The 22,951-nt window shown below is 72.8% G+C and carries 10 protein-coding genes; 5 read left to right on the forward strand and 5 right to left on the reverse strand.

Features of this window, described 5'->3' with window-relative positions:
• Positions 1–33: 33 nt before the first annotated feature.
• The gene (locus AW272_RS25870) at positions 34–5,454 is read right to left on the reverse strand and encodes a type I polyketide synthase (RefSeq protein ID WP_066370170.1); all 5,421 of its coding nucleotides are present in this window, start codon (positions 5,452–5,454) and stop codon (positions 34–36) included.
• Positions 5,444–13,891, reverse strand: coding sequence for an SDR family NAD(P)-dependent oxidoreductase (locus AW272_RS25875; protein ID WP_066370172.1), 8,448 nt, complete (start codon positions 13,889–13,891; stop codon positions 5,444–5,446). Before AW272_RS25875 ends, AW272_RS25870 begins: the two co-directional genes overlap by 11 nt.
• Positions 13,892–14,191: 300 nt before the next feature.
• Here AW272_RS25875 and AW272_RS25880 point away from each other — a divergent pair, with 300 nt between their 5' ends.
• Together AW272_RS25880 and AW272_RS25885 are read left to right on the forward strand one after the other, a co-directional pair.
• On the forward strand, positions 14,192–14,785 hold the full coding sequence (locus AW272_RS25880; RefSeq protein WP_066370174.1) for a hypothetical protein: 594 nt from the start codon (positions 14,192–14,194) through the stop codon (positions 14,783–14,785).
• A gap of 8 nt (positions 14,786–14,793) precedes the next feature.
• Positions 14,794–16,170, forward strand: a complete 1,377-nt coding sequence (locus AW272_RS25885; protein WP_066370176.1) for a condensation domain-containing protein — start codon at positions 14,794–14,796, stop codon at positions 16,168–16,170.
• Between the two features lie 38 nt (positions 16,171–16,208).
• Here the strand turns inward: AW272_RS25885 and AW272_RS25890 are convergent, their stop codons facing one another.
• From AW272_RS25890 to AW272_RS25900, 3 genes are read right to left on the reverse strand one after another with little or no spacing between them, the layout of a single operon-like run.
• Positions 16,209–17,411, reverse strand: coding sequence for a pyridoxal-dependent decarboxylase, exosortase A system-associated (locus AW272_RS25890; protein ID WP_066370178.1), 1,203 nt, complete (start codon positions 17,409–17,411; stop codon positions 16,209–16,211).
• Positions 17,408–18,871: an AMP-binding protein gene (locus tag AW272_RS25895; RefSeq protein ID WP_066370181.1), complete on the reverse strand. Its 1,464-nt coding sequence runs from the start codon at positions 18,869–18,871 to the stop codon at positions 17,408–17,410. Before AW272_RS25895 ends, AW272_RS25890 begins: the two co-directional genes overlap by 4 nt.
• 3 nt (positions 18,872–18,874) lie before the next feature.
• Positions 18,875–19,132, reverse strand: coding sequence for a phosphopantetheine-binding protein (locus AW272_RS25900; protein ID WP_030450103.1), 258 nt, complete (start codon positions 19,130–19,132; stop codon positions 18,875–18,877).
• 191 nt (positions 19,133–19,323) lie between these two features.
• On the opposite strand from AW272_RS25900, the gene AW272_RS25905 reads away from it, so the two are divergent.
• The 3 genes from AW272_RS25905 to AW272_RS25915 are packed head-to-tail and all read left to right on the forward strand — an operon-like array spanning position 19,324 to position 22,938.
• Positions 19,324–20,886, forward strand: coding sequence for a condensation domain-containing protein (locus AW272_RS25905; RefSeq protein WP_066370182.1), 1,563 nt, complete (start codon positions 19,324–19,326; stop codon positions 20,884–20,886).
• Positions 20,883–21,773 (forward strand): hypothetical protein, encoded by an 891-nt coding sequence (locus AW272_RS25910; protein ID WP_066370183.1) that lies wholly within the window; start codon positions 20,883–20,885, stop codon positions 21,771–21,773. The genes AW272_RS25905 and AW272_RS25910 overlap by 4 nt, the downstream gene beginning before the upstream one ends.
• 10 nt (positions 21,774–21,783) lie before the next feature.
• Positions 21,784–22,938, forward strand: a complete 1,155-nt coding sequence (locus tag AW272_RS25915) for a cysteine desulfurase family protein (protein ID WP_066370184.1) — start codon at positions 21,784–21,786, stop codon at positions 22,936–22,938.
• The last annotated feature ends 13 nt before the right edge of the window (positions 22,939–22,951 follow it).

The raw sequence follows: 22,951 nt of genomic DNA on the forward strand, positions 1-22,951 counted from the left end.
CGGTGCCGCCTTTCCACGTCCGGTGGCCACGGGTCACCGCTCGTTGTCGATAAGCGCGAAGATCTCCTCGTCGGAGGCCGAGTCGATCCGGCCGGCCACGTCGTCCACGTCGTCCACGTCGCCCGCGTCGCGCGCGGCATCGGCGGCGGTGAAACGGTTGAGGCCGTTCTGCAGGATCGCGACGACCTTGTTCCTGATCGCGTCCCCGGCCGCCGCCGTGATCATCGCTTCGACGCGTTCCAGCGCGCCGCGCAGCATCTCCTCCGGCGAGTGGGTGGCCGGCGCGAGGCTCTTGAACAGATGGTCGGTCAGCGCGTTCACGGTCGGGTGGTCGAAGACCAGCGTCGCCGGGAGCAGCAGACCGGTCTCGGCGTTGAGCCGGTTGCGGAGTTCGACCGCGGTGAGCGAGTCGAAGCCGAGTTCGTTGAAGGCCCGGTCGAGGCCGACACTGGCGGCGTTGCCGTGCGCCAGGACGGCCGCGACGTGGGCGCGGACGGTGTCGGTGAGCAGGCGCAGCGCGTCGGGCTGGGACAGACCGGCCAGCCGTTCCCCGAGCCCGCCGGACGGGCCCGCTCCCGCCGCCGGTCCTCCGGCGGCGACCCGGCGCGGAAGCCGGACCAGGCCATGCGCGATCGGGGGCAGGTCGCCCGCCTCGGCCCTGGCCCGCAGCCCGGCGGTGTCCCATCTGGCCGCCACGACGAGCGGTTCCTGGCTGCCGAGCGCCGCGTCCAGGAGGTCGAGGCCCTGCTCGACGGTGAGGGGGGCGACGCCGGCGCGGGCCAGCCGGGCCCTGTCGGCCTCGGTCAGCGTGCCGGACATTCCCGATTCGGTCTCCCAGAGCCCCCACGCGATCGACACGCCGGGCAGGCCCGCCTTACGGCGGTGCGCGGCCAGCGCGTCCAGGAACGCGTTCGCGCCGGCGTAGTTGCCCTGCCCCGGGTTGCCGAGCACTCCGGCCAGCGAGGAGAACAGCACGAAGGCCGACAGCGGCAGGCCGCGGGTGAGTTCGTGCAGGTGCCAGGCGGCGTCGGCCTTGGGCGCGAACACGGTGTCGAGGCGGGCGGGGGTGAGTCCTTCGACGGTGGCGTCGTCGAGCACACCGGCCGTGTGCACGACCGCGGTGAGCGGCCGGTCGGGCGGGACGAGCGCGAGCGCGGCGGCCAGCGCGTCCGGGTCGGACACGTCGCACGCGGCGACCATCACCCGGGCGCCGTAACTGCCCAGGTGGGAGACGAGCAGCCCCGCGCCGGGCGCGTCCAGGCCGCGCCTGGAGACGAGCAGCAGATCCCGTACGCCGTGCCGCTCCACCAGCCGCCGGGCGACCAGGCTGCCGAGACCACCGGTGCCGCCGGTGACCAGCACGGTGCCGTCGCCGAGCCCGGCCGCGGGTCCGGCGGTCCTGCGGGCCAGCCGAGGGGCCAGCAGGACGCCGTCGCGGGCGGTCAGCTCCGATTCGCCGGCCTCCACCGCGGCGGCGACCGAACTCCAGGCGGTGAAGTCGGGCCCCGCGTCCAGCAGGACGAACCTGCCGGGGTGCTCGGACTGCGCCGACCGCACCAGGCCCAGCACGGCGGCGCCGGCCAGATCGTCGGCGCGGGTGCGGAACACCAGGCGGGAACCGGCGAAGCGTTCGCCCGACACCCAGGTCTGGATCAGGTCGAGCGCCTGACCGGACAGGTCGCGCAGGGCCGCGGGCACATTCCCGTCATCGGCGGTCAGGGTCGTCACCACGAACTCGGGGACGGGTTCCAGCGACTGGAGGTGGGCCGGGTCCAGGAACGCGAACCCGGAACCGTTTCCGGTCGGCACGCTCACCTCCACCCAGTCCACCCCGTGCGGCACCGGGCCGGTCGAGGCGGCCAGCGCGGAGGCCGGGACCGGCCGGGCCCGGAGCGAATCCATCGAGAACACCGGCCGCCCCAGGCCGTCGGCCGCCTGGACGGCGCACCCGTCGGCGTCGATGGAGCTGAGCCGGACCCGCAGGCGACGGGCCCCGGCGGCGAGCAGCCGCACCCCGCGGAACTCGAACGGGAGGCGGATCTCACCGGCGGCGGCGGGGTCGGCCAGCAGCATGGGGTGGAACATCGCGTCCAGGAGGGCGGGGTGGACGCCGTAGCCCGTGATGTCCTGGTCGTCGTCGAGGGCGACCTCGGCGAGCAGGTCCTCGCCCTGCCGCCAGAGGGCCCGGACGGCCTGGAAGGCGGGGCCGTACTCGTAGCCGAGGTCGGCCAGCCGCTCGTAGCCGCCGTCGACGGGGATGGGGACGGCGTCGGCGGGAGGCCATTCGCCGGCCCAGGCGGCGGCCGTCACCGGGGCGGATGCCGCGCTGACGAGGCCGGAGACGTGCCGGGTCCAGACGGCTTCCGCCTCGCCGGCGGGCCGGGAGTAGACCCGGATCGGGCGGGGTCCTTCGGCGTGCTGGAGGACGACCTGCACGTCGACCGCGCCGCGGGAGGGCAGCACCAGCGGCGCCTCGAACATGATCTCTTCGATCTGGTCGCAGCCGATCCGGCCGCCCACGTCCAGCACCAGGTCCACCAGCGCGGCGCCGGGCAGCACGGCCGAGCCGAGCATCACGTGCTCGCTCAGCCAGGGCGCGGACGAGGCGGCGAGCCGGCCGGAGAGGACCGTGGTGCCGTCGTCGGCGAGGTCGAGAGCCGCGCCCAGCAGGGGGTGGCCGGCGTCGCGCAGCCCGGCCGCGGTGACGTCGCCGGTGCGCAGGAGCGAGCTGAGCCAGAACCGCTCGCGGTCGAAGGCGTAGGTGGGCAGCTCCACGTGCGCGCCGCCACCGGACAGCGCGGCCCAGTCGACCGGGACGCCGGCGACGGCCACCCGCGCGAGGCAGTCGATGAGCGAGTCGGGCTCGGGGCGCTGACGGCGGTGCAGTGAGGCGATCACCGTGCCGGGGCCGGTGACGCAGTCGTGCGCCATCCCGGCCAGCACCGCCTCGGGCCCGACCTCCAGGAAGGCGCGCACGCCCTCCGCCTCCAGCCGGGCGATCATCGGCTGGAACAGGACCGCGTGCCGGATCTGGTCCAGCCAGTACGACGGCTGCGTCCAGGTGGCGTCGGCGCCCAGGTTGGTGGCGGCCTGGAACTGCGGTTCGGTGAACAGGACGGTGCGGAGTTCGGCCTCGAACGCGGCGAGCATGGGCTCCATCAGCGCGGAGTGGAAGGCGTGGCTGACCGGCAGCCTGCGGGTGCGGCGGCCGAGTTCGCGCCAGCGCGCCCCCACCGCGAGCGTCGCCTCCTCGGGGCCGGACACGACGACGGAGGCGGGCCCGTTGACGGCCGCGAGGCCGACCTGGCCGGTCAGTCCGGGCCGTACCTCATCGACGCTCGCCTCGATGGCGACCATCGCGCCGGGCACGTCCAGCGCCTGCATGAGCCGCCCCCTGGCGGCGATCAGCCGGGCCGCGTCGGCGAGCGACCAGACGCCGGACACGTGCGCGGCGGCGAACTCGCCGACGGAGTGGCCGGCCACGAAGTCGGGGGTGACGCCGAGCGATTCGAGCAGCCGGTAGGCGGCCACCTCGTAGGCGAACAGCGCGGGCTGGGTGTAGCGGGTCTTGTTCAGCAGTGCCGCGTCCGGCGTGCCGGGTTCGGCCCACATGACCTGGAGGAGCGGCCGGTCCAGGTAGCGGTCCAGCGCGGCGCAGACCTCGTCGAGCGCGGCGGCGAAGACGGGTGAGGCGGCGGCCAGCTCGCGGCCCATGCCGGCCCGCTGGCCGCCCTGCCCGGTGAACAGGAACGCCAGCCGGGGGCGGTCCGGCGCGGTGCCGGTGATCCATTCGTCCTGAAGGTGCCCGCCGAGGCGGGCCAGCAGGGCTTCCCTGTCGTGGCCGACGATGACGGCGCGGTGTTCGAACCTGGCCCGCCGGGTCGCGAGAGCATGCGCGACGTCGGCGGGGGTCATCGCCGGGTCGGCGCTGACGAGCCGGTGCAGCCGGGCGGCCTGCTCGCGCAGCGACGTGGCGGTGCGGGCGCTGAGCAGCCACGCGTGCGGGGCGCCGGCGACCGCGGGGGGCTGGATCGGCGGCTCCGGCTGCTCGGGCGCCTCTTCGAGGATGATGTGCGCGTTCGTGCCGCCGATGCCGAACGAGGAGACGCCGGCCCGGCGCGGGTGGCCTTCGCGGAACCAGCGGCGTGCGCTGGTCAGCAGCCGGATCCCATCGGCGTGGTCCGGCCGGACGTCCTGGGTGAACTGGGTGTTGGCGTCCTCTACGTGCAGCGTGCGGGGCAGGACGCCGTGCCGCATGGCCAGCACCATCTTGATCATGCCGGCCACCCCGGCGGCGGCCTGGGAGTGGCCGATGTTCGACTTCACCGAGCCCAGCCAGAGCGGGCCGTCCTTGGAACGGCCCTGCCCGTACGTGGCGAGCAGCGCGCCCGCCTCGATCGGGTCGCCGAGCCGGGTGCCGGTGCCGTGCGCCTCGACGGCGTCGATGTCGCGGGTGTCCAGCCGGGAGTCGGCGAGCGCCTGTTCGACGACCTTCTCCTGGGCGGGGCCGTTCGGGGCGGTGAGCCCGTTGCTGGCGCCGTCCTGGTTGACGGCCGAGCCGCGGATGACGGCCAGCACGCGGCGGCCGTTGCGGCGCGCGTCCGACAGCCGCTCCAGCAGCAGGATGCCGGCGCCCTCGGCCCAGGCCACGCCGTCCGCGTCGGCGGAGAACGACTTGCACCGCCCGTCGGCGGCCAGCGCGCGCTGGCGGGAGAACTCGACGAAGGAGTCGGGGGTGGCCATCACGGTGACGCCTCCCGCGAGAGCCATCGTGCACTCGCCGCGCCGCAGCGCCTGCACCGCCAGGTGGATCGCCACCAGCGAGGAGGAGCAGGCCGTGTCCACCGAGATGGACGGGCCTTCCAGCCCGAAGGTGTAGGACACCCGCCCCGGCAGCACGCTCGGCGCGCTCGACACCAGCAGCGTGCCTTCGACCCCTTCCGGGACCGCCCCGTCGGTGAACCGCGAGGAGTAGTCGCTGTACATGTTGCCGACGTAGACCCCGGTGAGGCTGCCGCGCAGCGTGGCCGGGTCGATGCCGGCCCGCTCGAAGACCTCCCAGGAGGTCTCCAGGACGAGCCGGTGCTGCGGGTCGGTGGCCAGCGCGGAACGCGGGCTCATCCCGAAGAACGCGGTGTCGAAGTCGCCCGCGTCGTAGAGGAAACCGCCGTGCCGGGCGTACGACTTGCCCATCGCCTCCGGGTCGGGGTCGTAGAGACCCTCGACGTCCCAGCCGCGGTCGGCGGGCATCTCGCCGATGGCGTCGCCACCCGCGGCGACCAGGTCCCACAGCTCTTCCGGGCTGGTGACCCCGCCGGGATAACGGCAGGCCATGCCGACGATCGCGATAGGTTCGTGCCGGCGGTCGTCGCTGTCGCTGAGCCGTTGCCGGGTCTCCGCCAACTCGACGATCGCGCGCTTGAGATATTCGCGCAGTTTGTCCTCAGTCGCCATGTTCGGACCTTTCCGGTGAGGACCTCAGGGGTGACGCCTTGGCCCGGTCGTCGAGCAGCGCGAAGATCTCCTCGTCCGAGGCGGAGCTGAGTCGCTCCGCCGCGTCCGCGGTGCCGCTCGGCCGCACTCGGAGCCTGGTGGTCGTGGCGGCCCCGAAGGTTTCCAGGCCGCTCTGCAGAATCGCGATGAGCTTGTCGCGGATGGAGTCGCCGTCGCCGTTGGCGGCGGCGACCATGAACGCGACCTGTTCCAGCGCGGCGCGCAGCGTGTCTTCGGCGGAGGGCCCGGCGGGCGCCAGGGTGTGGAACAGGTGGTCGGCGAGGGCCTCGACGGTGGGATGGTCGAAGATCAGCGTCGGCGAGAGCCGCATCCCGGTGTCGGCGGTGAGCCGGTTGCGCAGCTCGACCGCGGTGAGGGAGTCGAAGCCGAGTTCGGTGAAGGCGAGGTCGACGCCGATGCTGCTCGCGGCGCCGTGCGCCAGGACGGCGGCGACGTGCGCGCGGACGACGTCGATCAGGCGGGCCCTGGCGTCGTCCGGGGCGAGGTGGGCCAGGCTCTCGGCCAGGCCGGCCTTCCCGGTCGCCTGCCCGGCGCCCTTCCCCGCGGTCCGGCGCGGGGCGCGGACCAGGCCGCGCAGCGGCGGGGGCAGTTCGCCGGCCGCCGCCTTCGCGCGAAGCCCGGCGCGGTCCCAGGTCGCCGCCACCAGGAGGGGGTCGTGCGCGGTCAGTGCCGCGTCGAAGAGCTCCAGTCCCTGCTCGGCGCTCATCGGAGCGATGCCGGCGCGGGCCAGGCGGGCCGTGTCGGCCTCGGACAGCGTGCCGGACATCCCCGATCCGGTGTCCCAGAGGCCCCAGGCGACGGAGACCGCCGGCAGGTCCATGGTGTGGCGGTGCACGGCGAGAGAGTCCAGGAAGGCGTTCGCGGCGGCGTAGTTTCCCTGGCCGGGGTTGCCGAGCACGCCCGCCACCGAGGAGAACATCAGGAAGGCAGTCGCGTCGGGGAGGAGTTCGTGCAGGTACCAGGCGGCGTCGGCCTTCGGCGCGAACACGCTGTCCAGGCGGCCGGCCGACATGCCCTCGACGGTGACGTCGTCCAGGACGGCGGCGGCGTGGATGACGGCGGTGACCCGGTGGCCGGCGAGGAGTGCCGCCAGCCGGGTCCGGTCGGACACGTCGCAGGCGGCGACGGTGACGCGCGCGCCCCCGGCCGCCAGCTCGGCGCGCAGCTCGGCCGCGCCGGGCGCGTCGGGGCCGCGCCGGGAGACAAGCAGCAGGTCTTGTACGCCGTGCCGCTCGACCAGCCGCCGCGCGATCAGCGGGCCGAGCCCACCGGTGCCGCCGGTGACGAGGACCGTGCCCGTGCCCAGCCCTTCGATCTGCCCTGAGACCTGCCCCGGGATGCTCCGGCGGGCCAGACGGGGAGCCAGGACCGCACCGTCGTCCGTCACGAGCTGCGTCTCACCCGCCGCCACCGCGGCCGAGGCCGAACCCCAGGCGGTGAACCCCTCTTCCACGTCGAACAGGACGAATCGCCCCGGATGCTCGGACTGCGCGGAGCGCACCAGCCCCCAGAGCGCGCCACCCGCCGGCGAACTGCGCGCCCCCCGGGTGACGAACACCAGCCGCGACCCGGAGAACCGGTCATCGCCCACCCAGGCCTGGATGAGGTTGAGCGCCTGGTTCATGCCGTCGTGCGCGCTGTAGGGAAGGTCGTCGTCGTCCGCCGAGATCGGCGCCAGCACGGTGGCGGGGACGCCGCTGACGGACATCTCCGCGACGGACACCAGGTCATAGCTCCGTGGCGCGATCACCCCGGCCTCGTCCAGCGCCGCGCCGATCTCGTCGGCGAACTCGTCGAGCCCGACGACGGCCCAGCGCTGGTCGCTCAGGTCGGCGGCCGGCGTCTCCACCTCGACCCAGTCGAGGCCGTACGTCTCCGCGGCGGCCCGCGTCGCGCCCCGGGCCACCCTGCGCAGATGGAGCGCGTCCACCTCGGCGATCTTGAATCCGGTCCCGTCGTAGATCGTCAGGGAGTCGCCCGACAGGTGCGCCCTGAGCGAGTCCGCGCCCAGGGCGGACACCCGTACCCCGCTCCAGGAGAAGGGCAGCAGCAGCGTGCCGGGGTCGCGCGCCTCGTCGGCGGCCTCCAGCACCAGGAGGTGGAGAGCCGCGTCCAGCAGCGCCGGGTGGAGGGTGAACCCCTCCCCGCGCAGCGGCTCGGGCAGCGCGACCTCCACATAGGTGTCCTCGCCGGAACGCCAGGCGGCGCGCAGGCCCTGGAAGGCGGGACCGTACTGGTAGCCGTGCTCGGCCAGCCGCTGGTAGGCGTCGGCGATGTCTACGGGTGGGCCGGGCGACCATTCCGCCGGTCCGGCCATCGGGGCCGACTGCGCGAGCGTGCCCGACGCGTGCCGGGTCCACGGGTTCTCGGCGTCTCCGGCCGGGCGGGCGTGGATCGTGAACCCGCGCCGCCCCTGCTCGTCGGCGCGGGCGACCGCGACCTGGACCTCGACCGACCACGCGCCCCGCAGCGGCAGCGGCGCCTCCAGCATCAGCTCCTCGACCTCTTCGCAGTCCGCGGCGGCTGCGGCGGCCAGCGCGAACTCCAGGAACGCCGTGCCGGGCAGGATCGCCTCGCCGTCGACGACGTGGTCGCCCAGCCAGGGCGCGCCACCGCGTGTCAGCCGTCCGCTGAGCAGGAATCCGTCGTCGCCGGCCAGCGCCACGACCGCGCCGAGCAGAGGGTGCCCGGAGGCGCCCATCCCCGCCGGAGCGTCACCGTCGAGCCAGTGGCGGCTGCCCTCGAACGGATAGGTGGGCAGGTCGACGTGGTGGCCCGGCCCGTCGGCGAGCGCGGCGGCCCAGTCGACCTCGGCGCCCAGCGTGTACGCGTGGGCGACCGCCGTCAGGAACCGCGCGAGACCGCCCTGATCACGCCGGAGTGTGCCGGTGGCCCCGCCCGGCCTGTCCGCCGCCGCCAGGGTGTCCTGGACGTGCCCGGTCAGCGTCGGATGCGGGCTGGCCTCGATGAAGATCGGGGCACCCTCGAACGCCTCGATGGCCTGCTGGAAGCGGACCGGGGTGCGGAGGCTGGTGAACCAGTAGTCGGCGGTGAGCTCGGCGGGATCGATGAACGCGCCGTCGCGGGCCGAGCAGAACGCGACCTCGGTCGGGCGCGGCGTGACGTCGCCGAGCGTGGCCAGCAGTTCCTCGCGCAGCGCCGCGATGTGCGGGGTGTGCGCGGCGTAGTCGATCGCGACCGGCCGGGTCCGCACGGCCTCGCCGTACTCCGCCGCGTACTCCGCCAGCGCGTCCAGGTCACCGGCGACGACTGTACTGGCCGGGCCGCTGTACACGGCGGGCCACAGCCGGCCGTCCCAGCGCGCCAGATCGATCCGGTCGGCCGGCAGCGACACGGCGAGCATCCCGCCGGTGCCGCCCAGCTTCATCAGCGCCTTGCTGCGCAGCGCCACGACCTTCGCCGCGTCCTCCAGAGACAGCGCCCCCGCGACGTACGCCGCGGTGATCTCCCCCTGCGAATGCCCGACCACGGCCGTGGGATCCACTCCCACCGACCGCCACAGCCCGGCCAGCGAGGCCATCACCGCGAACAGCACCGGCTGGATGACGTCGGAGCCCTCCAGTTTCGGCGCGGCGTCGGCCTCCCGCAGGACGTCCGCCACCGACCAGCCGACATACGGCTTGAGCGCGTCGTCACACCGGGCCAGGTGCTCGCGGAACACCACGCTGGACTCGAGCAGCTCGACGGCCATCCCGGCCCACTGCGACCCCTGCCCGGGGAACACGAACACCGGCCGCGCCGTGCCTGCGGCGACGCCCGCCACCACGGCCCCGTGCGGCGTGCCGGCGGCGACGGCCGCAAGTCCTTCGAGGAGTTCGGCCCGGTCCCGCGCCACCACGACGGCGCGGTGCGCGAAGGTCGCCCGCCGCGCCAGCAGCGGCCCGGCCGCGGCCAGATCCTCCTCGGCGGCGCCCTCGGCGAACGCGCCGAGGCGCACCGCGTGATCCCGGAGCGCGCTCTCGGTCTTCGCCGACAGCACCCAGACCAGAGCGGAGCCCACGGAGGTCGCGGAGCTCGGAGCGACCCGCGCCGGCTCCGCCGCGCGTTCCAGGATGACGTGGGCGTTGGTGCCGCTGATGCCGAAACTGGAGACGGCAGCCCGGAGCGGGCGGTCGCCCGGCAGGTCGACCTGTTCGGTGAGGAGGCGGACCCGGCCCGCCGACCAGTCGACCTGAGCGGTGGGCTCGTCGGCGTGGAGGGTGCGCGGGAGCGTGCGGTGCTCCAGAGATTTGATCATCTTGATCAGGCCGCCGACCCCGGCCGCGGCCTGGGTGTGCCCGACGTTGGACTTCAGGGAGCCCAGCCAGATCGGCCGCTCCGGATCGCGGTCCGCGCCGTAGGCGGCGATGATCGATTCGGCTTCGATCGGGTCGCCGAGCCGGGTCCCCGTGCCGTGCGCCTCCACCACGTCCACGTCGGCGGCCGACAACCGGGCGTCCGCGAGGGCCTGGCGGATGACGTCCTGCTGGGCCTGGCCGCTCGGCGCGGTGAGGCCGTTGCTCGCGCCGTCCTGGTTGATCGCGCCGCCGCGCAGGACGGCCAGGATCGGGTGGCCGTGCCGGACCGCGTCGGACTGCCGTTCGAGCAGGAGCATGCCCACGCCCTCGCCCCAGCCGGTGCCGTCCGCCTGGGCGGAGAACGCCTTGCAGCGGCCGTCGGCGGCCAGGCCGCCCTGCCGGCTGAACTCGACGAACAGCCCGGGGTTGGACATCACGGTCGCGCCCCCGGCCAGCGCCAGCGAGCACTCGCCCCGCCGCAGCGCCTGCATGGCCAGCACGATCGCGACCAGCGACGACGAGCACGCCGTGTCGACCGTGATCGCGGGGCCGCGCAGGCCCAGCGCGTAGGCGATCCGGCCGGAGGCGACGCTGAGGGCGGTGCCGGTCAGCAGATGGCCGTCGGCGACGCCGGTGGGCTGGTGCAGGCGCGGCCCGTAGTCGGAGGACATCGCGCCGACGAAGACGCCGGTGGGGGTGCCGTCGAGCGTGGCCGGGTCGAGGCCGCCCCGTTCGACGGTCTCCCAGGAGACCTCCATCAGCAGCCGCTGCTGGGGGTCCATGGCGACCGCTTCGCGCGGGCTGATCCCGAAGAATCCGGCGTCGAACCGATCCGCGCCGATGAGGAAGCCGCCGTAGCGGGTGTCGCTGGTGCCCGAACGCTCCGCGCCCGTCGCGAACAGCGCGTCGAGGTCCCAGCCCCGGTCCTCGGGGAACTCGCCGATGGCGTCGGCCCCGGCGCGCACGAGCTGCCACAGCTCCTCGGGCGTCGTCACGCCGCCGGGGTAGCGGCAGCCCATCGCGACCACCACGATCGGGTCGCCGTCGGGGCCGGTCGGCTCGACCGGGGCGGCGCCCGGCCCGGTCCGCTCGATCAGGGCGGTGGTGGCCATGCCATCGGCGGTCAGCGCGTACAGGTGGTCGGCGAGCCGGTCCGGCGTCGGGTGGTCGAACAGGAGTCCGGTGGGCAGCCGCATCCCGATCGCGGTGCGCAGCCTGGCCCGCAGGTCCTCCCCGGCCGCCGAGTCGAAACCGAGGTCCCTGAACGTCCGGTGCGGCTCCACGCCCGTTCCGTCCTGATGCCCGAGGACACCGGCGGCGGTGGTGAGGACCAGTTCGCGGATCTCGCGCCGCGAGAGCCCGGATTGCGCGCCGCCCATTTCCGGGCCGGTTCCCGGGTCCGCCGCCGCGACCACCGCGTTCGCACGACGGGACACGATCGCGGCCGGGCCGCACTGGCGGCGCTGGAACGGGTAGGTCGGCAGGTCGATCAGCCGGGCGCCGGCGTCGTGCCGGGCCGCCCAGTCGACGGGCGCCCCCCACGTGTACGCCTCGGCCAGCGACCGGGTGAACCGATCGGGCCCGCCCTCGCCGCGCCGCAGCGACCCGACGACCGCGACGTCAAGCTCCGCGGCCTCGGCCGTCTCCGCGACGCCCGCGCCGAGCACCGGATGCGGGCTGCATTCGACGAACAGGGCGGCGCCCAGGTCGAGCGCCGACCGGGTGGCCTGCGCGAACCGGACCGGCTGCCGCAGATTGCGGTACCAGTACTCGGCGTCGAGCCCGGAGGTGTCCATCGGCTCGCCGGTGAGGGTGGAGACGAACCGGATCGCGGAGCGCACCGGCCGGATCGGCTCCAGCGCGGCGACGATCTCGTCGCGCACGCGCTCGACCTCCGGCGAATGGGACGCGTAGTCGACCGGCAGCAGCTTGACCCGGTGCCCGTCGGCGGCGAGCCGCTCCCCCAGTTCGGCCAGGACCGCGCGCGGTCCGGACACGACCGCCGAGCGCGGGCCGTTGAACGCGGCCACGCCCACCTGCGGCGCCAGCGGGCGTACGGCCGCCTCGACGACGTCGAGCGGCGCGGCGACCGACATCATGCCGCCGCGGCCGGCGATCCCGGCGATGGCCCGGCTGCGCAGCGCCACGACCCGCGCCCCGTCCTGGATGCTCAGCGCCCCCGCGACGGTGGCCGCGGCGATCTCGCCCTGCGAGTGCCCGAGGACCAGATCGGGTTCGACGCCGTTCGCCCGCCACAGGCCGGCGAGCGACACCATGACCGCCCACAGCGCCGGCTGCACCACATCGACCCGGTCCAGGCCGGGGGCGTCCGGGGCGGCGCGCAGGACGTCGAGGACGGAGTAGTCGACGAAGGGCGCGAGCGCGGCGTCGCAGGACGCGACGAGCGCGACGAACTCCGGCGACCCGTCGAGCAGCTCCGCGGCCATCCCCGCCCACTGCGACCCCTGGCCGGGGAAGACGAACGCCCGCTGACCGGAGATGACCGATCCGCTCACCACCGACTCGTCGGGCCGCCCACCGGCGAACGCGTCGAGCGCCTCCCTGCGGCGCTCGCCGAGGACGACCGCCCGATGTTCGAGGTGTGCCCGGGTCCTGACCAACGAGAGCGCCACGTCGGCGTCGCCGACCGCCGGCTCGCCGTCGATCCGGTCGCGGAGTCGTCCGGCCTGCGCCCGGAGCGCCTCGGCCGACCGCGCGGAGATCACCCAAGGCAGTCCGGGGGCGTTCGGGGACCCGGTGCTCGAAGACCCGGTGCTCGAAGACCCGGTGCTGGCCGGGGCCTCCGCGAGGACCAGATGGCAGTTGGTGCCGCCCATGCCGAACGAGCTGACACCGGCGATCAGCCGATCGCCGGGTGCGGGCCACTGGCGGGAGGACCGGACGACCTGAAGGGCCAGGTCGTCGAGCGAGATGTCCGGGTTCGGGCTCTCGAAGTGGAGGCTGGGCGGGAGCTCGCGGTTCTTGAGGCTGAGAACGGTCTTGAGTAGGCCGGCGATGCCCGCCGCGCCTTCGAGATGGCCGATGTTCGTCTTGACCGAACCGACCAGCAGCGGATCCCCCGGGGGGCGGGATCCGGCGTGGGCGGCGCCGAGGGCGGCGGCCTCGATCGGGTCGCCCACCTTCGTGCCGGTGCCGTGCAGCTCGACGTACTGGACCTCGGCGGGGGCGACCCCGGCGGAGCGGCGGGCCAGCGTGATGACCTCCTGCTGGGCGCGGGCGCTCGGCACGGTCAGGCCGTCGCCGCCGCCGTCGTTGTTGACGGCCCCGCCGAGGATCACGCAGTGCACCGCGTCGCCGTCGGCGAGCGCCGCCGCGAGCGGCTTGAGCACGACGAGCGCGCCGCCCTCGCCACGGACGTAACCGTTCGCGCGGCTGTCGAAGGTGTGGCAGCGCCCGTCGGGGGACAGCGCGCCGAAGCTGCCGATGGCGGCGGTCGTCTGGGCGAGCAGGTTCAGGTTGACGCCGCCAGCCAGGGCCAGGCCGGTCTCGCCCCGGCGCAGGCTCTCGCACGCCAGCTCCACCGCCACCAGCGACGACGACTGCCCGGTGTCCAGCGTGAGGCTCGGGCCGCGCAGACCCAGGAAGTACGAGACGCGATTGGCGATCATGGCGCGGTTGGCGCCGATGTAGGTGTGCCGCCCGGGTTCGCCGAGCAGGGCGGCGTGGTCGTTGGAGATCGCTCCGATGAACACCCCGGCCGCCGCGTCCCGCAGGGCGGTGGGGGCGACCCCGGCGTTCTCCAGCGCCTCCCAGGCCAGCTCCAGGACCAGCCGCTGCTGGGGGTCCATGGCGGCGGCCTCGTTCGGGGAGATCCCGAAGAAGGCGGCGTCGAAACGGTCCACGTCGTCGACGAACCCGCCCCGGCCTTGGCCCGGCGCGCCGGCGTCCGGCCACCGGCCGGCGGGGACCTCGGTCACCGCGTCCACGCCGTCCCGCAGGAGGCGCCAGAAACGCTCGGGAGTATCCGCCTGGGGAAGCCGGCAGGAAAGGCCCACCACAGCGACCGGCTCGACCGACGAATCGCGCCGGGCGTCCGACTGAATCGAGTCCTGAACCATGAATGCGCCACCTCAAGCCTCGGGCGTCACCGGCACATCTCGCCGGTTTTCCAATATCCGTCCGGAGAAAATGCGTTATTCAAATGGTCACCACTGCAAGTTACTGCGACCCTACGGGCGGCTCCCCGCACCGGGCCACGATCGCGTGCTGGCACCTTGTTGCCAGTAGCTAGCTGTCATCGCCACCCCGGGAAAAGCCTTGACATGAGCGCGCGCGAGCTCTGATGCTGGTACGACGCGCTATTATCGGCCGAAATCAAATAGACGCCCCGCACAGAATTCATCTCTTGGGAGAACTCTTTGGGAGAAGAGGCCGGTAACGCGAGCCCGCCATTCGATCCGGCGATAACGGCGCCCATCCGGTCCGCGCTGATCTGGGCCGCCTCGGCCGGGGTCTGGCCGGCCGCCGGCAGCGTGCTGTTCCTGCTCCGGGGAATCGACCCGCTCACGTCCGCCGTCTGGGCGGCGGGTCTGGTGGTCTGCGTGCTGCTGGTCGCGACGCGGCGGACCGAGCCGGAACCGCTGTCGGCGCTGCGGTGGGGTTCCGCGCTCACCCTGGCCGGGGGTGCGGGCGCGCTCGCCGTCGGCGGAGACTTCACGCTGTTCCTGGCGGCGCAGGCGCTGCCGGTCGTCGTGCTGTCCGCCGCGGTGCTCCGGCCGCTGGGCCGCCGTACCGACCGGGTGCGGTCCCGGCTGGTCAGGGTGCGGCTCACGTGGACCGTCGCGGGGTCCTACGCCGGCCTGATCGCGTTCAGCCTGATGCAGGATCTGCGGGGGTTGCCGTTGATCCATCCTGACGTGGCGAGCCTGGTCACGCTGGGGACCATGTTCGAGATCGCCGTCGCCGTCGCCATCTTCGTGCTCTGGCATGGACGGCAGTCCGTAAACCGCTAGGAGAACCGATGCCCGCCGACGCCCCCCTCAGCCACGGTCAACTCTTCAGCTGGCGCGAGATCGAGCGATATCCCGATGACTGGATGCAGGACGCGAACCTCCCCATCGTCTGCGACCTGCGGGGGTTGCCGATGGCCCGGGTCGAGAACGCGCTGCGCGTGCTGATGGACCGGCATGAGCCGCTGCGCACCACCTATCACGTCGTCGACGGGCAGCCGGTGCAGCGCGTGCACGAGCCGGCGGCGCTGGAGCTGCCGATCGAGCGGGTCGACCGGGTCGTCCGCGACTGGGAGGACCCGGAGGACACCAAGGACGAACTCTGCGCGGAGCCGTTCGCGATGGAGGGCGGCCTGTGCTGGCGCGGGCGCATGATCACCACCAACGGGTCGGCGGTGTTCCTGGCGCTGTCCTTCTCGCACCTGATCATGGATGTGTGGTCGATCAACCACCTGACCGACCAGTTCAGCGCCTTGATCGCCGACCCGGCGGCCGTCGCCGAACTCGGGCCGACGCCGAGCGAGCTGGCCCGCGAGCAGCGCTCCGAGCGGTGGCGGGAACGGCAGGAGGCGTCGGAACGCTACTGGCGGCGCACCCTCGGCGACGTCCTGGCCGACCCGCTGCCGACGCTGCCGGCCAAGGAGAAGCGCAACCGCCTCGAGGCCACCCTGCACTCGCACCGCCTCGGCGGGCTGGCCGCGCTGGCCGCCAGAAGGCTCGGCGTCACCGCGCCGGCCCTGGTGATGGCGCTGGTCACCGCAGGGCTGGCCCGGCACACCGACACCGACAAGGTGACGATGAGCCTGATGGCCTCCAACCGGTTCTCGCCGGAACACCACCATGTGATCGGCACGATGAACCAGCTCATCCCGGTCGTCGCGACGGTCGACCCGGGATCGCCGCTGGGCGAGCACGTCAAGCGTCTCCACTGGGCCGGGGCGCGGGCCTACCGCTACTCCGCCTACGACTTCGACCGGATCGCCGCGCTCGCCGCAGAGGTCGCGGCGCAGCGCGGCGACGACCTGGCGCACGACTGCTGGGTGAACCAGCTGTTCCGCTGCTGGTTCAACTACGTGCAGCTCGACCGGCAGCCGTCCGACGCCACCGCCCAGACCCCGGCCGAGTTGTCGTGGACGCCGCTGGCGCAGCAGTACGGCCAGCCGTTCCGGGTCAGGGTGACGGTGTCCAACGGCCGGACCAGCATTCTGATGCTCGCCGACCCGACGATCATCCCGGCCGAGAGCATGGCCGGCATGCTGCGCACGATCGCGCTGGGCGTCCAGATCGCCGCGACGGCGCCGGAGACCAGCCTCAAGGACCTGTGGGACATCGACCACGAGTCCCTGGCGCCGTCCCTGTTCCCCGCGACCGTCCCCCTGCCGGAGTGAGAAAGGGGTGCCGGGCACGGCCCGGCACCCCTTTCCTCTCACACGAGTATTTCGACCGGCGCCGGATGGCTGAGGAACCCCGTGGGGCTCGCCGTGAGGCCGTACGCGCCAGCCTGGAACACCACGACCAGGTCGCCGATCTCGGTTCTCGGGAGTTCCACCCGGTCGCCGAGCAGGTCGAGCGGTGTGCAGAGGCGGCCGACCACGGTGACAGGCGCGTCCACGGGGTCGCCCATGCGATCGGCCACGGCCATCGGATAGTTGCGCCGGATCACCTGCCCGAGGTTCCCCGAGGCCGCCAGCTGGTGGTGCATGCCACCGTCCACGACCACGAAGGTCGTCCCCCGGGATTCCTTGCGGTCCACGACCCGCGTGACGTACACGCCGGCCTCGCCGACCAGATAGCGCCCGAGTTCGATGACGACGCGGGCGTCCGGCAGCAGCGGAGTGATCCGCTCGCGCATGAGCCGCGCCAGGTTGTCGCCGATCGGCTCCAGGTCGAGGGGCTGGTCGCGGCGCGAGTACGGGATGCCGAATCCGCCGCCGAGGTTGAGGTACCGGATGGGCGGCGACACGTCGGCCAGCCCGAGGACCAGGTCCACGGTGCGCCGCTGCGCCTCGCAGATGTGGTCGGCGCGCAGGTTCTGCGAGCCCGCGAAGACGTGGAAGCCCTGGAAGTCGACGTCGTCGCCCAGCCCGGCGAGCAACTCGGGCACCCGTTCCGCGTCGATGCCGAACTGCTGCGGCCCGCCGCCCAGGCGCATCCCGGAGCCTCTCACCGTGAAGTCGGGATTGACCCGGATCGCGATCCGGGCCGGAACCCCGAGGGTGGCGCCGATCGCGCGTACCCTGGCCAGTTCCGTCTCCGATTCCAGTTCCACCGTCACACCGGCCGCGACCGCCTGGGTCAGCTCCCCGACGGTCTTGCCCGGCCCGGCGAAACCGATCCGTTCGGCGGGCACCGGCGTGTCGAGCGCGTGCCGCAACTCTCCCGCCGAGGCCACGTCGAAGCCGTCGACCAGCCCGCTCAGATGCTGCAGCAGGGCGGGCATCGGGTTGGCCTTGACCGCGTAGCTCAGGTGGACTCCTGCGGGCAGGACGGCACGGAGGGAGGCGACCCTGCGGGTGACGAGGTCACGGTCGTAGGCGAAGAACGGCGTGCTCCCGACCCGGGCGGCGAGCCTCCCGGCGGGGATCCCACCGACGGTCAGCCGCCCGTCGCGGCGGCCTTCCCAGGTCATCGGATCGCCTGGCGGCGGAGTTCGGCGCGGTCGAACTTGCCGTTCCCCGAGCGGGGCAGCGCGGCGGCGAGGATGAACCGGCGCGGCACCATGTACCGGGGCAGGTCGCGTTCCATCGCCCGGCGCAGCTCGTCCGGGGTCGTGGTGGGGGCGGTGAGCACGGCGTGGAGCGCCACCTGCTCGCCCAGGTCCTCGTCCGGCACGCCGACCGCGACGGCCTCGGTGACCAGGCCGGTGGCGTAGGCCGCCTCCTCCACCTCGGTCGGGCTCAGCCGGTAGCCGGATGTCTTGATCATGTCGTCGGTACGTCCGACGAAGTAGATGAAGCCGTCCTCGTCCCGGTAGGCGACGTCGCCCGACCAGACGGCGATCTCGTCGGCGCCGGGCGGGTACGGCCGGAATCGCGCCGCGGTGCGGGCCGGGTCGTTCCAGTAGCCGAGTGACACCAGCGGTCCCCTGTGCACGATCTCCCCCTCCTCGCCGGGGTCGCAGATCGAACCGTCCGCCCGTACGACCAGGACCTCCGCGCCGGGGATCGCCTTGCCGATCGATCCGGGCCGGCGGTCGATCTCCGCCGGGTCCAGGTAGGTGGATCGGAAGGCTTCGGTCAGGCCGTACATCAGAAAGGGGGTGGCCTGGGGGAACGTCTCGCGCAGCCAGGCCAGGGTGGTCTTGGGCAGGCGGCCGCCGGTGTTGGCGAAATAGCGCAGGCTCCGGGTGGCCTCGGCCGGCCATCGCTGGGTGGCGAGCTGCGTCCACAGCGGCGGCACGCAGGTCAGCGCCGTCACCCCGTGCCTGGCGCAGAGGCGGACGACGTCGCGGGGCAGCAGATAGTTGACCAGCACCACATGTGCTCCGGCCAGGAACGAGGTGGTGAGCTGGCTCAGTCCGGCGTCGAAGCTCAGCGGCAGCGCCGCAAGGACCACGTCGCCGGCGGTGTGGCCGAGGTAACCGGCGACGCTCCGCGCGCCCGCGAGCAGGTTGCCGTGGCTCAGCACGACGCCCTTCGGCAGTCCGGTGCTGCCGGAGGTGTAGAGGATGGCCGCGACCTGTCCGGCATCGCGATCGGCGAAGAGGCTCACCGGCGGTTCCGCGCCCAGGTCCTCGATCAGCGCGGTGGGCACCGAGGCGTTCAGCGTGCGCGCCCGCTCGGGTGTGGTGAGCAGGAGCACGGCGCCGCAATCCTCGATCACATACTCGACCTGCCGCGCTTTGAAGAGCGGATTGATCGGGACGAAGACCCCGCCGGCCGCCGCCACAGCGAAGATCGCCACGACCGTTTCGAGCCTCTTCTCCGCATAGATCGCGACCCGGGCGCCGGGCTCCAGCCCGCGCAACCCCTCGGCCGCCCGCGCGACCCGGCTCCGCAGCTCGCGATAGGTGAGCGTCTCGTCCTTGTACGTGATCGCCGCATGATCGTCGTCACCGAACCGCAGCAGGTCGTCCACGCGCGTCAGCATGGCTCAGAGCCCGGCCCGCGCCGAGTCCAGCAGCGCCGACAGCCGCGCCCACAACGACCCCACCGTCGCGAACGTCTCCTCGTCGAGGATGTCGTCGGGCAGTTCCCGGTCATACCCGTCCTCCAGATCGACCAGCAACTGCACCACCCCCATCGAATCCAGCCCGAGCGCGGTGAGATCGTCGTCGGGGGCCAGATCACCCGGCCCGGCGTAGGGCAGATGCCGGCGAAGAATGGCCTGGAACTCGTGAGGTATTTCCATCACGGGTCTCCTCACAATCCCTGCGCTGAATTACCTCGTTCAGGGTCATCGAATTCCGCGACAACTGTCAACAATGGGCCCTGGCAGCTTTTTGCCTAAGAGAAGATGCCAGCGGCAGGTCAGGACGGGGGCTGTCTTCTCATTTAGCCTGAGTGGGCTGAACCGTTCAACCGCAGGAGGCGGGGCCGCCGATGAACATGAATCTCGGCTGGGGCCAGCATTACATCTGGCTCCGCTACCACGAACTGCCGCCGCACGCTCGCCACAATACACATATCATTCTGAATCTGGAGATTCCACCCGGCCTGACGATCCAGAACTGCCGGGCTGTTCTCAATCAGACGATCCGCAGGCACGAGACGCTGCGCACCACCTACCACTTCGACCTCGACGGCGATCCCTACCGGGTCGTCCGCCCGCCCGGCCCGTGTCCCCTCGTCGTCCTGTCCGCCGAGAAGGACGGCACGGCCATGCCCGCCGAGGTGGTGGAGCGGCTCGGCACAGCCGAGTTCGACATCGCCGGGGAGTGGCCGATCCGGGTCGTCATCATCACCACCGGGGGCGCGCCCCTGCAGGCGGTGGTGGTGCTGAACCATCTCGCGGTGGACATGTGGACGGTCACGGAGCTCAAGCGCGAGATGTGGGCGAGCTGCGCGGGCGTGGTGGCCCGGCGGCCCACCGCGATCGAACCGGTCCGGCACCGCCCCTCCGATCTCGTCCGGCACGAGGCGTCCCTGGACCCGGCGCCGGCGCTGGCGTACTGGGAGAAGGAGATCGAGGCCATGCCGGCCGACGGGTTCGGCGACCGCCGCCGGCCCGGTCCGCCCGTGGAGACGCTGCGGGCGTCGCTGGTCTCCCCGGCCCTGCTGGGCGCCTCGCAGCGGATCGCCGCCCGCCATCGGGTGTGGCCGTCGCAGGTGCACCTGGCGGCCTACACGGCGCTGATGGCCGCCTACACCGGCGGCCCGTCCTTCGACCATCTGACGCTCACGGGCAACCGTGAGAGCGGCCCGTACTCGAATGTCCTGACCTGCATGTTCTCCCCGCTGCTCATGCGCGTCGACGTGCGGGACGACCCGCCCTTCGCCGAGCTGCTCGCCCGCGTCGCCGACCGGTTCGAGCAGGCGCGGGAGCACGCCTACGTCCCCTACGACGCGGTGGTCGAGCTGCTGGCCAGGAAGGGCACCCGGCTGGCCTCGGAGTTCAACTTCATCAAGCAGCCCACCCTGGAGTCCCGCGCGCGGCGCAGCAGGATCACCTGGCACCCGGCGGCCGACGCCTACGGCACCGACACCTATGTCCGGGTCGACCAGTGGCAGGACTCCGTCGTGGTCGCGCTGAACGCCGCCTCCTCGGTCATGGACGCCGACGCCGTCGAGCGTTTCCTGCGCGCCCTGGAGACCACGATCCTCACCTACGACGCGACGCCGGACGGCCTGCGGACCAGCGACATCGCCGCACTGGCCGGCTTCGCCCCGGCGTCCGCGCCCGGCCCGGGGCACAACAGACGAAACATCCCGGAGAAGGCGGCGGTGGAGGTCCTAGCGGCCGCCGTGGGCCAGGCGAACGGACTCGCCGACGTCGACCCGGCCCAGAACTACGCCGAAACCGGAGGCGGGGTCCTGCGGATTCCGCGGGTGCTCGCCCTGCTCCGGGACCTCGGGTGGGAAGGAGTCACCCTCCACCAGCTCACCGGCGTCACGCCGCTGAGCACCCTGGCGGGCCAGTTACTACAACCCGGAGTTCGATCATGACTGAACTGTTCGCGGAGACCATAAGCAAGGCCCACCAACTCGTCGCCTCGGAGCAGGAGCTCCGCGCCGCCATCGACCGCGAGCTCGCCACTGCGAACCTGGACGAACTCGTCGTCATGGGCGGGCACTTCATGCTGTTCGAGGAGGAGGGCACCGGCAAGCTCGTCCCCGGCGTCCTGGAGGAGCAGTCCTCCACCACGATGCGCGACCGGATCGCCGGCCGGGTCGGGATCTTCCCCGGATACACCTGGCAGCTCTCGGTCGACCTGATCACGTCGTACGCGAAGATCGTCACCGACGCCAAACTGCTGCTGCTGATCAACGACTGGCAGTACGTCCCCACCGGCGGCCGTCCTGCCAGTCAGTTGCGCGCCGAGTTCCTCGAAGGCTTCACCGGGCTGCCCGACGGCTACGAGCGGATCCTGCGCGAGGCTGGACTGGACGCGGGGAGCGTGCTGCCCAGCCGCAAGCATCCGCTGGCGTTCCCGGAGACCTGGCTCAAATACCGCTTCCAGAAGGCCGCCGACAAGTTCGTCAAGCAGGGCAAGCTCGAAAAGCGGGTGCTGGAGTCCGGCGCGAAGGACACCGAGGTCTCGTTCCTGGACGAGTCGGGCAACTACCGCACGCTGATCAGCTGCGGCGTCACCGGCTGCGCCGGCGAGATCACCGAGATGATCTCGGAGGTCCACCGGGCCGGCTACCGGACCATCGTGATCTTCGCCCCGGGCGAGTGCCTGTCGCCGGTGCGGACCGGAGTCGAGATCGCGCTCAGCCTCTACGGGCTCACCGGCATGACCGTCGTGATCGCCGACCCCGGCGGCAGCGGCGAGATGTCCACCGACGAGATCTACTCAAAGCTGGTGACGGTCAGCACCTTCCGGAGTTGAGGGCGGAACGATGGACGTCATATATCTGGACAACTGCGCCACCACCCGGGTGGACGAAGAAGTGCTCGACGCGATGCTGCCGTATCTGCGGGACGAATTCGGTAACCCGTCCTCCCCACACCTGCTGGGCAAGCGTGCCCGCAGGGCGGTGGACGGGGCCACCGAGTCCGTCGCGCGGCTGCTGGGCGCCGACCCGGCCGGCATCGTGTTCACCTCCGGCGCGACCGAGAGCAACAACATCGCGCTGCTCGGCGTGTTCGGCCACGACGACCGTGCCCCGCTCAACGCGGTGTTCTGCCCCACCGACCACAAATCGTCGCTGTCGGTCGCCCGCGCGCTGCGCGAGCGCGGCGTCGGCATCCGGACCATGGCGATCCGGGCCGACGGCGTGGTCGACCTGACCCGGTTCGCCAACCAGCTCGACTTCGACTCCCGGGTGGCCACGGTCGCCTGGGTGAACAGCGAGATCGGCACCATCCAGCCGGTCCGCGAGATGGCCGCGCTCTGCCACGAGAGCGGCGCTCTGCTGCACGTCGACGCCGCCCCGGCCGCGGGCCGGATCCCGATCGACGTGGTCGGCGCGACCATCGACACCCTGGCCATGTCCGCCCACAAGATCGGCGGCCCGAAGGGCATCGGCGTCCTGTACGTCCGCCCGGAGATCCGCCGCAGGATCCGCCCCATCACCCACGGCGGCGGCCAGTACGACCTGCGCAGCGGCACCATCCCCACCCACCTGGCGGTCGGCCTCGGCAAGGCCTGCGAGCTGGCCGCGGCCCGGATGGAGGAGGACGGCGGGAAGGTCGCGCTGCTGCGCGCGACCGCGCTGGAACTGCTCACCCGCCGGATCCCCGGCCTGCGCGTCAACGGGCACCCGGAGACCGGCGTCCCGCACGTGCTGAACCTGGTGCTGCCGGGGGTGCGCGGCGAGAGCCTGGTCGCGAGCCTGCCGTCGGTGGCGCTGTCCACCGGATCGGCGTGCAACTCCGACTCCCAGGAACCCTCACCCGTGCTCACCGCGATCGGGGTGAGCGCCGAGGACGCCAACAGCTCCATCAGGATGTGCCTGAGCCCCCGCATGACGGTCGAGGAACTGGTCACAGGCCTGAACCTGGTCTGTGACCGGGCCCACGCCCTGGCCGACGTCGTGGTGGCGATGCGTTGAGAACACGGGTCCG

Origin of the sequence: Herbidospora mongoliensis (assembly GCF_001570545.1) — a bacterium.
GTDB lineage: Bacteria > Actinomycetota > Actinomycetes > Streptosporangiales > Streptosporangiaceae > Herbidospora > Herbidospora mongoliensis.

Coding starts and splice junctions, on each gene's coding strand:
- AW272_RS25915 (WP_066370184.1), top strand. CDS start 21,784: ATGGACGTCATATATCTGGACAACTGCGCCACCACCCGGGTGGACGAA.
- AW272_RS25900 (WP_030450103.1), bottom strand. CDS start 19,132: ATGGAAATACCTCACGAGTTCCAGGCCATTCTTCGCCGGCATCTGCCC.
- AW272_RS25870 (WP_066370170.1), bottom strand. CDS start 5,454: ATGGCGACTGAGGACAAACTGCGCGAATATCTCAAGCGCGCGATCGTC.
- AW272_RS25875 (WP_066370172.1), bottom strand. CDS start 13,891: ATGGTTCAGGACTCGATTCAGTCGGACGCCCGGCGCGATTCGTCGGTC.
- AW272_RS25885 (WP_066370176.1), top strand. CDS start 14,794: ATGCCCGCCGACGCCCCCCTCAGCCACGGTCAACTCTTCAGCTGGCGC.
- AW272_RS25890 (WP_066370178.1), bottom strand. CDS start 17,411: ATGACCTGGGAAGGCCGCCGCGACGGGCGGCTGACCGTCGGTGGGATC.
- AW272_RS25905 (WP_066370182.1), top strand. CDS start 19,324: ATGAACATGAATCTCGGCTGGGGCCAGCATTACATCTGGCTCCGCTAC.
- AW272_RS25910 (WP_066370183.1), top strand. CDS start 20,883: ATGACTGAACTGTTCGCGGAGACCATAAGCAAGGCCCACCAACTCGTC.
- AW272_RS25895 (WP_066370181.1), bottom strand. CDS start 18,871: ATGCTGACGCGCGTGGACGACCTGCTGCGGTTCGGTGACGACGATCAT.